The 13,233-nt window shown below is 33.9% G+C and carries 6 protein-coding genes and 2 tRNA genes; all 8 read right to left on the bottom strand.

Features of this window, described 5'->3' with window-relative positions:
- The coding region (locus CHB80_RS24665; RefSeq protein WP_179218168.1) for a beta strand repeat-containing protein at positions 1-3,556 on the bottom strand (3,556 nt) is incomplete at its 3' end.
- Between the two features lie 1,522 nt (positions 3,557-5,078).
- Positions 5,079-5,753 (bottom strand): response regulator, encoded by a 675-nt coding sequence (locus CHB80_RS13635; RefSeq protein WP_089372046.1) that lies wholly within the window; start codon positions 5,751-5,753, stop codon positions 5,079-5,081.
- A 109-nt stretch (positions 5,754-5,862) separates the two neighbouring features.
- Positions 5,863-7,863, bottom strand: coding sequence for a tetratricopeptide repeat-containing sensor histidine kinase (locus tag CHB80_RS13630; protein ID WP_179218167.1), 2,001 nt, complete (start codon positions 7,861-7,863; stop codon positions 5,863-5,865).
- A gap of 181 nt (positions 7,864-8,044) precedes the next feature.
- Positions 8,045-8,473 (bottom strand): hypothetical protein, encoded by a 429-nt coding sequence (locus tag CHB80_RS13625; protein WP_089372044.1) that lies wholly within the window; start codon positions 8,471-8,473, stop codon positions 8,045-8,047.
- A gap of 456 nt (positions 8,474-8,929) precedes the next feature.
- A complete protein-coding gene (locus CHB80_RS13620; RefSeq protein ID WP_089372043.1) occupies positions 8,930-9,676 on the bottom strand; it encodes a LytR/AlgR family response regulator transcription factor in 747 nt (248 codons plus the stop codon).
- A gap of 476 nt (positions 9,677-10,152) precedes the next feature.
- Positions 10,153-10,236 (bottom strand) — tRNA-Leu (locus CHB80_RS13615).
- A 61-nt stretch (positions 10,237-10,297) separates the two neighbouring features.
- Positions 10,298-10,369: transfer RNA gene (locus CHB80_RS13610), tRNA-Gly, on the bottom strand.
- Positions 10,370-10,518: 149 nt separating this feature from the next.
- The gene (mutS, locus tag CHB80_RS13605; RefSeq protein WP_089372042.1) at positions 10,519-13,143 is read right to left on the bottom strand and encodes a DNA mismatch repair protein MutS; all 2,625 of its coding nucleotides are present in this window, start codon (positions 13,141-13,143) and stop codon (positions 10,519-10,521) included.
- Between the last annotated feature and the right edge of the window lie 90 nt (positions 13,144-13,233).

The raw sequence follows: 13,233 nt of genomic DNA, 5'->3' as shown, positions 1-13,233 counted from the left end.
CAGGATCACTATCTATTGGTGGATTACCAGTACCGCCGTTGGCAGAATTTGGAACACCATTGTTATTACTACTATCACCATCGGTATCATCTGCCTGACCATCATTATCAGCGTCTACACCTCCACTCTCTTCTACATCATAAATACCGTCATTATCCGCGTCTAAGTCAAATTGATTTGGTACTCCATCACCGTCCGTATCTAAAAATACACAATAGGTTAATTCGTATAATTGTATCGTAACATTTCCTGCATTTCCGTTATCTTTTCCAGTAGTATAAATTACTTGATCTACTGGACCTGCTATGGTTACTTGAATACTATTAGATGGTGCATTTGCGCCCGGAGCACTACTAACAGCGGAATTATCATTAAGTGTAAGATCTGCCCCGAGATTTACATCTGCAATTACAACTGGAACAGCTACTCCTCCATTAAAAGCCAAAATATCTACTCTATCTTGGTTATCTATACCTCCAATTTTAAACTCCAAATCGAAGACAGGACCATTAGTAAAGTTTAATGTATGTTGCGCTACATCGCCATTAGGAAAATTTGTATTATCCGGCTGTGTATTAAACACTTGACCGTCTGGACCTACTGGAAAACTACCATTAGTTACTCCTGAACTCCAAGCTGGTGTAACTCCTGGATTACTTCCTAGCAATTCATAATCAATAGTAATATCTACACCACTAAAAGCAAATAAATTAGCTACAGAACCTGTGACAGATGTACTTGAGAAGGTTTGACCTAGTGAAATAAATCCTGACGCACATAGACTCTCATCCATATCTAATATCCCATCATTATCATCATCTTGATCACAACCATCGGGAACTCCATCTAGATCATTATCGACTGCATCATCAAACCCTGGGCAGATATCCATACTATCTAAGACTCCATCGCCATCAGAATCTAATAGACATGTTGCATCTGCTGTGCCAGCATTAGCTTCTGTAAATGTACACATGGCATCATCTGAGAATGCTGCAGTCAATGAGATGGCTGCACCATCGGCTGTAAAAGAAATACCATTAAATGTATGTGATGTTGCAGTGTCTAAACTCCCTACTGCTACACTAGCAGTACCATCTCCTGTCAATTCTAAAGTTCCTGTAGCTGGTGGATTTTCAAAAGTTACTGTTACATCTGCTGTAAATTGATTGCTCATAGAATCACAATCATTATTGCTTATAGCAGTTATGGCTGTGATATCACATGTAGCAGCTACAGGATCAACAGTAATCGTAGCAGTAGCCATTGCAGTTTCTGTAGTATTACAGCCTAAAGGATCATTATCATTGGTAGACGTGTATGTTATTGTATAAGATCCTGCGGTTGTGAACGTAATATTTCCTGTGTTTGCACCAACACCTGAATTTGGAGTTACGCCTGTTGTTGGAGTGACTGCCCAGGTAAGTATCCCAGGTGTTCCACCTCCTGCAGAAAAGGACGTCATATCTCCTTCGTCTATAGTGATATCTGAAAGTCCTGTAATGGCAGATGGCGTTGTACAAGGGATTGCCGCGGGTCCATTAATTGTGATAATTACATTAGCCATCGCCGTGTTTCCTGAATTATCAACTGTATCTATGAGTGTATATGGAATGGTATCTGTTAATGTCATTCCAGTGGTCAAATTCATCACATCTGTATTTGTCAAATCTAATGTGTATGTATATGTTCCATCTCCATTAATCGTAATGAAACCATAGGTAGTAGCATATACCATGCCTACATTTCCTGCCATTCCATCTACCTCACTTACTCTTGGTGCTCCAGTGGCTTGCCAGATCAAATCTGAAATCGCTGCAATCTGTCCTCCATTATCTGCTGCAGTAGCATCAGGCCCATAATTATAGGCTATACTTACTTGGTCTACAGGTGTAGGATAATTGATGACTACATTACCATGAGCATCTTGCGCAGGTACAGATCCTGTTCCGTAAAAAGTATCTGCCCCAACTGTAACAACAGATCCAGAAACTTGTGGTATAAAATCTACTGGTGTTCCTCCTAAATTCCCACTAACCGTCATTTGATCTTGCCATGAATCATTTTGAGACCAGTCGATATCTGATAACGTAAAACTTAAATTTACTACGGGTTCATCAAAGCTCATAGTTAGTACCGTAGAAGCAGAAGGGTTTACACTAGCGTTTATGGCATACCCTAAATATCCAGTGTGACCACCATTAGTAGCTGTTTGATATACTACTTGATTTTGATTAGGAATACCTATATTATCTGGGTCTGTAGACACAAAAGAAACTTGTACACCAGTTACAGGTTCCGTTCTACTTTGTCCGTTTACTGGGCCTGATAAGTTTGCAAAAACACCGCCAGGAGCACTGAATTGGTTTTCCCAAATAAATAATGCTAAAGGTCTATCACCTGAATCTACTCCAAAACCATCATCATCAAAAATCACATCTCCATTCACAACAGTTGTCCCTCCAACAGTAACTGAATTTATGTTATTTGTGGCTACTGGAAGATCATCTACTCCATTAATAGTCACTGTTATAAAACCAAAATCTTGATTTCCATTAAGATCTTCAATTGTGTATGAGATAATATCTGTAAGCGATACTCCATTGCGCAATCCGCTTACTGCAATATTTGAAGTGTCTACATTATAATCATAACTACCATCAGTCTGTACTGTTATAAAACCATAGGTACTTGCAAATGAATTCCCTACAGCAGCTACTACTCCATTTACCTCAGCTATAGTTAATACATCACCAGCTGTTAAGTCAATATCATTACTTTCTAAATCACCAGATACTGGCATGGTTGCATTAGCCTGAATCGAATTGATATCATCTGTCGCGCTAGGAAAATATTGTACATTAATAACTGAGGTTGCTGAAAGCGTATTATCGGCATCCGTCACCTCTACGATCATATATCTATTTCCCTCTGTACCTCCTCCAGCTACAGCATTGTGTGCATATCTTAAATTGTATATAAATGACTCTAAATTTGTTTCTAAAATCGCAGCTCCAAAAGCATCTGTCACACTGTATACTCCTGATGCTATACTCTGAATACGCATCGTATTTGAGCCATATACAATATCTACAGGGCCTAAAATTTGATTAATCCCAATAGACCCTAATTGTGTGCCAGCTGCATCAAATATTACTATCAGATCATCTGCATCTGGCACCCCAGCAGGAGTACCTGTTGGACTACTTGAAAATGTAATTGTAGCACTTTGCAGAGTTCCCGAACTTGTATTAATCTCATTATCAATTGTTACTGTAGGAAAAATAAATCCCACTTGTGCTGTTACTGCATGATCAACACCTGGTAATGGTCCATTTAGATCTACTGTAGTTACTGTACGTTGTCCAATATGAAAAGGACGATCATAAGTGTTTACCAATGGCAAATTATAAGCTATATCATCTTCAGATAAAATACATCCCTGATCATATAGAAATGTATTATTTGTAGGTTGAAGATTTGTAGGTTGTAAGGAATTCTGAGCAGATAGAAAATTTACACTTATATATATGAAGCAACATAGTATATGTAACACATACTTGTTTTTTCTAAGCGAAAGGACCTCACTTACTCTTCTTGTAGAAGAAAACTGTTTATTTGTATAGGAAAAGTGACTTAAAACTTCAACAAAGTCTTTTAAAAAACTATATTTTTTTATACTTTGCCAAGTAGACTGTTTTTTTGCACGTATTACCCTATTTACTGATATACGATTTGCAATTGTTTTTTCGAGAAGCAAATGCATTCCTGAAAAAATAATCCGAAGACATCTCAACATAATGGTCAGTTTATTAATTGATTATTATTCACGACCCTGCTTTTGTTTGCTCGCCAAAGTTTTACAATTGCGGGGTTATTTTATTTTAATAAACCTATACCTCCTTTTACACGCACTGATATTATAATCCATATATGATATATACATCATCATATGAAGTCAATAATAATAAATAAGAGTTTTGGGAGGATAGTTTTATTTCATCTATTCTATTTTCGGTTTTATATATAATTAATGATAAACTAATATGTAGTTATATCGTAATAATTTATTTTATTTATAATTAAGGTAAAAAATTCACAAAAAAGTAAAATCGTTGTAGGGATAAACTTCACTTTTTAAATTACCTATATTGACACACATATTTATAGTGATATCAATAAATTGTAGTTTTTAATTGACTAAATTTAAATTTTATTCTTTTCAAAAAAAAAATTAATTAATCATAAGTCAATTTTAACATTAAAATTCGATGAAATACCAAATTCATCGATCAAATGTATTGAATCAGTCAATTAAATCCAAATTAATTACAAAATTTATTAAAATTCTTTCGTTTTTTTTACTGTAAAGCCATAAAATAAAGGCGTGTAATTCTTACTTTTTTAAAATATTAATTGGTTTTAAACAGTAACACATCTCATTCTGATTCAAATTATTAGGCACCAAAAATTTCCCATATAAAAAAGGAATAATTGACAACAACATGTATTTATAAGAGGTTTTAAAAAAAGCTTTAAACAGCCCTCAAGTCGAGGGCTATTATAAAGCTGGGGGAAGATTGGTTTTTATTAATAATTGTATAGACGACAAGCCCCTAAACTCTCTTAATCTATTACAACATTAAATAAGCTACTTGAACACTCAAAACCAATAATTGTAACTTTCAATACATACATTAAGTACTATTTACTAGTAGATTGAAAATGTATATTTTATGTGTTTAACAAAGTGATATATACTTCTCTTTATCTGTTATCTAATTTAAGAAGCGCTTCTGAGTTTTTCTTCGGGTATGCATGCAAAAATTTTACGGTTTTCCCGTAATTTTAGCCCTTTATAGCACTTTTAAACAATTACACCTTCTAGTTTATGCATTTAGCGTTGTTTTTTTGCTCATTTGTAAGAATTATATTTCATATGTATATGCTTTCGCGAAAGCGTATACAATTAATTAAAAAAAGAAATCATCTTTCTAAAATAGAACGCATAAAAAAACTGCAATACATATAGACAAAACTATACACATTGCAGTGTTCTTATTTTCAGTATACTTATTTTAAATCAGACCTCTTATGCGCGCTTCTTCAATTAAACGCTCATCACTTTCTGATTTCACATGCAGCTTCTCTTTTAGTTGATTCTTACGCTTTTCTATGGCACTTAATGAAAGATTGATATGATTTGTTAAGTTCTTGGTACGCACACCTCTAGAAAGGTGATATAGTATCTGAAGGTTAATTTGATCTACAGATACATCATTTGTAACCATTTTACGTAAATGATCATTTACCGTACTACTATAGTATATTTTTTGACTTAGTACCTGCTCAAATGCATGATTAAGTTCTGAAAAAGAAATATCTGTTTTTATTAATAATCCTTGAGGATTTACTTTTTCCAATATATTATGGATTCGGGTGCTCTCATTATGCATTGTAAGAATAATCACTTTTGCTCTTGTAAATTTCTTTTTGAGGTATTGTGCGATTCCTTCTCCTGATGTAATTCCTACATCGTTTGTTGCAATTGGTAATTGAACGTCTATCATAGCTAGATCGTATGCCTTTGATTTGGGGGTTTTATCAATAAGCGAAATTGCTTCATCACAATCTGAAGCGGTGTCTATTTCTAATTTGTAGTTTTCTTCACAAAAATCTGACAACGTATTTTTGTACCCCTCCAAGATCATAGGATGATCATCTACCATTAAGACTTTAAGCTTTTTTTTCATTTTTTACGATTATTTTATGGAATACTAAATATCGTAAGTTGCTAATCTTAAACTTTATAGGGAAAGTAATTCTGCTAACATTTATTTAGTGACTACAAGATACTAAATTTTAATTAAAAGATATTTGAATTTGAGTTCCAAGATTCATTTTACTAATAATTTTATAGGAACCTGCAATTTGGGCTACTCGAGATTTAATATTTTTCATTCCAATCCCAGATTTAGCTTTTGCTGTATCCATACCTACTCCATCATCTTCTATAGTAAGTTCTACACTTGCATCTTTACTTTTAAAAGTCACAGTAATGTGTTTTGCATTGGCATGTTTATTAATATTCATAAGACACTCTTGAATAATACGATATACATGTACTTTTTTAGAGTTCGTGATTAAATCCCAATTGATGGTTTGATCATATAAAAATTCATATGTCACATGTTGTGCTTCAAATTGATCTTTCAATAATTTTTTAAGTACATCTGGATATAGTGTGTCCTGTGTGAAATTTTCATTATTTAAATCATGTGATATTTTTCGAATCTCTTGCCCTAAATCTTTAAGCTGATCTATATAACTAGATCGTAAAGTTTCTACTTCTTTACCATGTTTATTATTTAAACTATCCAAACTTAATCGTAATCCAAAAAGTCTACTCAAAATCCCATCGTGTAGTTCTTCTGAGATACGTTGTTTTGCTAGGTGTTTTCCTTCTTCTAGTTTTCCTTGTTGTGCAAGCATGAGATTAAAAATCTCTTCATTGGCTTTTTGTTGTCCTTCTTGATATTCTAATTCTTTTCTATTGTTTCTACGCTGCAAGAGGATATACCCAATTAGAAAAATAATGACACTAATAGAAAAGATAATAATTAAAATCCTGGATCTTTCTGTAGCTTTATTTTTGGCTACTTCTAATTTATCTGTTTCAAAACGAACCTGGGCAAATTTATTCTGAAATGCTCTTTCTTCCATTTGAAGACTATCACTTATACGTATATATTCTTTACCGTAAGCAATACCATCATTAGGATCTGAGGTTCCCATAAGAAGTTCTAAAGAACCTAGTATACCATCATTATAGGTAACTTCTTTGGCGGTTTTATAGGCATTTTCAGCATAGTATTTAGATAAGGCTGTATCCCCTTTTTCAAAATAGATCTCAGACAAATGCATTCCACTGGAAACCATCGCTAAACGGTCATTTACTTCACGACTTTTGTTTAAGGCTTCCAGCAATAAGTCTGGAAAAGACTCTAAATTTCCATTTTTATATTCTGCATACCCTAGATTATCTATTAAACGGATATATGATTTTATTTTTTTAATCTGTAAACTATCATAAGACAACCCTTTCTTAAAATTAGAAATCGCCTTGGGATACTCTTGCATATCCATATACACCATTCCTAAATTATTTAAGGTGCTACTATTTAGTAATTTATCATCTTTCTTTAAGCTTTCTTTTTTTAAACCTTCTCTATAATCATATACTTTAGTGTAATATTCTATAGAACTTTCATATTTACCCAACGATCTCGAGACACTCGCCAAGGTATTATATGCTGAAGCCAAATATCGAACCTCATCAGTTTGCTCTAAAAGTTCAATTGCTTTAATAGCACTCTCTTGTGCTCCCACATAATCTCGCACTCTCTTCTGAGTGATAGCCATTGTTAAAGCAGAAGTCCCACCTAATTCACTATTTTCAATTTGATCATATAACTTTTCAGAGTTATAGAAATAAGTATAGGCACTATCTAAGGCATCATTATTTAAATGATACAATCCTAAACTGTAATTGGATTTTGCTAACCCTAAAGAATCATTAATTTTTGTACTTAATTGTAATGCTCTGTGTTTATACTTAAAACTAGAATCTTGTACTCCTAATCTTCCATAAGAAATAGATATATCTATCAAATGATTTCTCATTAAAGTATCTTTAGGCTTATTTCTAGTAAAATCTACCATACTATCAATATACTTTAATCGATCGGCTTTCTCCAGAGATGTATTATCTACCAATCCATAATACTTGTCAAATAATCTAGATTCGTCTTTTTTATATTCTGAATCAAATAATTCATTGTCACAAGAAAAAGTAACTAACAAGCATATTAGAAGTATATAAGAAAATTTATTCCTTGAGATCATAAATACAAAAAAATTAATATATAAGTATATCTAAGTAGTCTATAAAAATAATAAGAAAAGCCCTATTTCTTGTATAAAAAATAAGGCAATTTATAAATTATTAATATTATTTAAATATCATAAGTGATTGATTATAAAATTAATTACCACTATTATTCCCTTCAGTTGGAATATCATCATCATCGATTTTACGCCCCTCAACTGGCACATCATCATCATCGATTTTGCGACCTTCAACTGGTACATCATCATCATCGATTTTGCGATCTTCAACTGGCACATCATCATCATCTATCCCTTCAGTTGGTACATCATCATCATCTATCCCTTCAGTTGGCACATCATCATCATCTATCCCTTCAGTCGGCACATCATCATCATCTATCCCTTCAGTTGGAATGTCATCATCATCTAATTTTTCTGCGTTAGTATTATCATTTTCAACTTCAATACTTTCTATAGTTAGGGAATCTGCAACTTCAAAATCTTCTAAAATAGGATCTGATTCACAAGAAAAGAATAAAGCGGTAGCAAATAATATAGTGAGTGTTTGTATGAATGTTTTCATTAGTGTGGTGTATTTAATAGTGGTTAAATTTCAAGTATGTGCAATAGCATTACTTGTTTTAAATTTTAAATAGTTATTAATTCTAGGGTTGGGGATTCTTAAAAATTATTTCTTTATATCATCTATTTCACATGTTCCCATTTTCATGTGATTTTGATGACTATTTTTGAAGCTTTAATGCTCTATTTGGTTTGTTATAACGGTGTAAAAGTAGCAAGAAGTGACGTAGAGAAATGTCAATTTTAGGTCTATATAGTAAGTGTACTACCTATAGATGTAGATGAACGTCATATACGAGTATATGACTATTTTGAAAAATGCTATTTTTTTGTTAAATGTGAGTGTTTTTAGAGTTTCTTTAGTACACTCACATACTTTTCTTAATCCAAATTTCAAGCGTGTGAAAATCGGATATATACAGAAAGTGCTAGTATCTAACACTTTCTGTAATAATCATTAGGCAATGACTAGACTTCGTTTATAAAAATTGTCACGTATTGCTTCTACGTTTTCTTTATAAGACTTTGAAAAAGGAACTGCAAAATCACTGTGTTCCATGGTACATTGCGATTTACCGAAATGAATTCTGGAGATATAATGGCTATTTACAATGTAGCTATTATGTACTCTTATAAAATGTTCTGGTAATGACTCTTGAAAAAACTTCAATGTTTTAAAGGCGCTTACCGTAGTTCCATTTACTCTTACAAAATCTGTTGTATTATTATCTGCCTTTAAAAAAAGTACTTCATTTGTATTTACAAATTTATAATCACCATATGATTTTAAACAAAGCGTATCATTGATATCAGCTGGCGCACTGAACTCTGATTTTCTGAAACGAAATAAGGTACGTCTCAATACGTTTTTATCTATAGGTGTAATAATATAATCTAAGACACTATGTCTTATTCCTTCTATGGCATATTGAGCAGATGATGCTAAAGCCACAAATTGTGGTTGAACATCCATGTATTTTTGTAAGGCATCCATAAGGTAGTAACCCGTTATACCAGAATTATGATGCTCTAATTCTATATTTAAAAATACTAAAGAAGGATTTCTTTCTAATATCATATCCAGACCTTCTTGTTCTCCAGAGGAGATTCCGATACAGATAAAATTATTAAAATTTTCCATTGCAAGTTGGATAGCATATACAGTTTCTGGATTACTATCAATAATAACGTATGAGTGTTCCATGACGATTTAATTTAGTGAGAAATTATCGTATTTACTTAAGGGGTATACTTAGGGGTCTTAAGTCACATGAAAGCTAGTTATTCTATCCGTAAATATTTTACGGTTTTACCGTAATTATAGTACGGCAATCATATCAAACTCCCTTGTTTTTTTACATGTTGCCTTTTTTGACCTTCTAGTAGTACGTTATAGAAGAGAAAAAAGTTGTCATGAATTTCAAATAAAGAGCTTATAATTTTGTTCATTTCGAGCTTTATTATTTTATAGATGTAAGAGATAAACTCCATAAAGATAGTATATGTTAAAAAGGTACTTTATACGCTTTCGCGAAAGCATATATAGAGAGAACATATTCTTAAAAAGAGATAGTCCATTAGCACAAAGAAATATTGACTTATACCATGATTTTAGAAAGTTCATGGGATTTCCACCTTCGCGGAAATAAAAAAGGCTCTTCATAAATGAAGAGCCTTTTGTACTCGAGACGGGACTTGAACCCGTACGTCCTAATGGACATTGGATTTTAAGTCCAACGTGTCTACCAATTCCACCACTCGAGCATCTGTTTTGCGGAAGCAAAACAATTGGTATATTTTTAATTCAGTATGTCAAATTTTGTAGAGCGAAAGACGGGATTTGAACCCGCGACCCTCACCTTGGCAAGGTGATGCTCTACCCCTGAGCTACTTTCGCATTGTGTGTTCTTTTCAGAACGTTACTGCTTCAAACAGCGGATGCAAATTTACATCTTTTCTACATTTACCAAAACCTTTTTTGAAAAAATATAGGGTCTAATTGAAAATATCTTTAAAATAAATCCTAATCACCTGCTTATTAATGTTCTACAAAGTATTATTTTCTTTCTTTTTTATAAGCATTCGTTTGATTTCATTCAGCTTCATGAGTGCTTCTACAGGCGTAAGTGTATCTATATCTGTATGTAATATTTCTTCTTTGATTTGCTCTAATAATGGATCGTCCAAATTAAAGAAGCTTAATTGCATTTCATCTTCTGTGGCTCCCTTTAATTTTCCAGTGAGTTCTTCGCTTCCGTGTGACTTTTCGAGTTTCTCCATCATTTTGGTTGCTCTTCGCACTACTTGTTGCGGCATTCCTGCCATTTTTGCAACGTGTATTCCAAAACTATGTGCGCTCCCTCCTGGCACGAGCTTCCGTAAGAAAAGTACCGTGTCTTTTAATTCTTTTACAGAAACATTATAGTTTTTAATTCGCTCAAAAGTTTCACTCATTTCGTTTAACTCATGATAATGCGTCGCAAACAAGGTTTTAGGACGTCCGGGATGTTCGTGTAAATATTCACTAATTGCCCAAGCAATAGAGATTCCATCATACGTACTGGTACCTCGTCCTATTTCATCAAGTAACACCAAGCTACGATCAGAAATATTATTCAGAATACTTGCCGTTTCATTCATCTCTACCATAAAGGTACTCTCTCCCATAGAGATATTATCACTAGCACCTACACGTGTAAAAATCTTATCAATCATTCCAATATGAGCTTCTGTAGCAGGTACAAAGCTTCCCATCTGTGCTAGCAATACAATTAATGCCGTTTGCCTTAGAATAGCACTTTTACCAGACATATTAGGCCCCGTAATCATAATCATTTGTTGAGATGTTCTATCTAAATAGACATCATTTGCAATATAACTTTCTCCAAGAGGCAATTGCTTTTCGATTACCGGATGACGTCCTTCTTTGATGGTGAGCGCTTGAGAATCATCCACCACAGGACGTATATAGTTATTATCTTTTGCGAGTTGGGTAAAAGATGCCAATACATCCAGTTGTGCCACTAAATTTGCATTGTGTTGTACTTGTGGTATAAACTGCATCATCCATTGTACAAGTTCTGAAAACAACTGTTGTTCTATCCCTAAAATACGTTCTTCTGCCCCTAGTATTTTGGCTTCATATTCTTTAAGCTCCTCGGTAATATAACGCTCTGCATTTACGAGTGTTTGCTTGCGGATCCACTCTTCAGGCACTTTATCTTTATGCGTATTACGCACTTCTATATAATAGCCAAACACATTATTGGACGCGATTTTTAGAGAGGTAATTCCTGTACGTTCGGTCTCCCGTTCTAGCATTTTATCGAGATAGTCTTTGCCCGAAAAAGCAATGTCTCGTAAACCATCTAATTCTTCATGAAACCCTGTCGCAATTGCTCCACCTTTCCCAATAGCAACAGGAGCCTCTTCATTGAGGGTTTCTTTAATTTTAGAGCGTAATAATTCGCACTCATGAATGCCTTCTCCTATAATTTGCAATGCTTCATTCTTTGCTGCTAAACTCAATGCTTTTATAGGCACCATTGCCTCGAGTGAGTTTTTAAGCTGAATGACTTCTCTAGGTGACACCTTTCCAGTAGCCACTTTACTAATCAGGCGCTCTACGTCACCCATATTTTTAATATAGTGGCGTAATTTTTCAAACAACACCTCATCCTGAAGTAAATAAGAAACCACCTCGTGGCGTTGTTTTATTTTTTCAACATTTTTTAGAGGTAATGCGAGCCAGCGCTTTAAAAGTCGGGCTCCCATAGGAGAGGTTGTTTTATCAATTACATCTAATAATGTAATCGCTTTCGCGAAAGCGGTATGATATAACTCTAAATTACGAATCGTAAATCGATCCATCCATACGTATTCATCTTCGGCAATACGATTAATACGCGAGATATGTTCTAATTTATGGTGTTGTGTTTCTCCTAAATAGTGTAAAATCGCCCCCGATGCAATGATCCCTTCTTCTAGGTGATCTACACCAAAGCCTTTCAGAGTATTAGTTTTAAAATGCTTGTTAAGTGACTCAAAAGCATAATCTGTTTTAAACACCCAATCTTCCATAAAAAAGGTATGAAAATCAGGCCCAAAAGCCGTAGCAAAAGCTGCTTTCTGTTTTTTAGAAATTAAGACTTCGCTTGGCGCGAAATTTTGCAGTAGCTTATCAATATAGGCTTCATCGCCTTGTGCTGTCAGGTACTCTCCTGTCGAAACATCTAAAAACGAAACTCCCAAGGTACGTTTACCAAAAAAGACAGCTCCTAGAAAGTTATTTTGTTTTGCAGAAAGTACTTCATCATTAAGTGCGACTCCTGGTGTGACCAATTCTGTAACGCCTCGTTTTACGATTTTTTTGGTCATTTTTGGATCTTCCAATTGATCACAAATAGCCACACGACATCCAGCTTTCACCAATTTAGGCAGGTAGGTGTTTAACGAATGATGCGGAAAACCAGCCAATTCCGTTTTATCTCCTCCATTATTACGATGCGTAAGCGTGATATTCAAAATACCCGAAGCTTTTACTGCATCATCTCCAAAAGTTTCATAAAAATCACCTACTCTAAAAAGTAATAACGCATCAGGATATTTTGCCTTGATCGCATTGTATTGTTGCATTAAAGGAGTGACCTTTTTCTGGGTGCTTTTTGCCATACCGCAAGGTAAATTTTTGATTGACTTTTACAAATCTTATGCAAGAGGAGTTATCACCAGTTTTTCACAGTTATAAAATCTTTACAAATT

The organism is Dokdonia pacifica (genome assembly GCF_900188275.1).
In the GTDB taxonomy this organism is placed as follows: Bacteria; Bacteroidota; Bacteroidia; order Flavobacteriales; family Flavobacteriaceae; genus Dokdonia; species Dokdonia pacifica.
The sequence above is the reverse complement of the archived record's forward strand: the minus strand, read 5'-3'. Positions and strand labels throughout refer to the sequence as shown.

Coding starts and splice junctions, on each gene's coding strand:
- CHB80_RS13635 (WP_089372046.1), bottom strand. CDS start 5,753: ATGAAAAAAAAGCTTAAAGTCTTAATGGTAGATGATCATCCTATGATC.
- CHB80_RS13625 (WP_089372044.1), bottom strand. CDS start 8,473: ATGAAAACATTCATACAAACACTCACTATATTATTTGCTACCGCTTTA.
- CHB80_RS13620 (WP_089372043.1), bottom strand. CDS start 9,676: ATGGAACACTCATACGTTATTATTGATAGTAATCCAGAAACTGTATAT.
- mutS (WP_089372042.1), bottom strand. CDS start 13,143: ATGGCAAAAAGCACCCAGAAAAAGGTCACTCCTTTAATGCAACAATAC.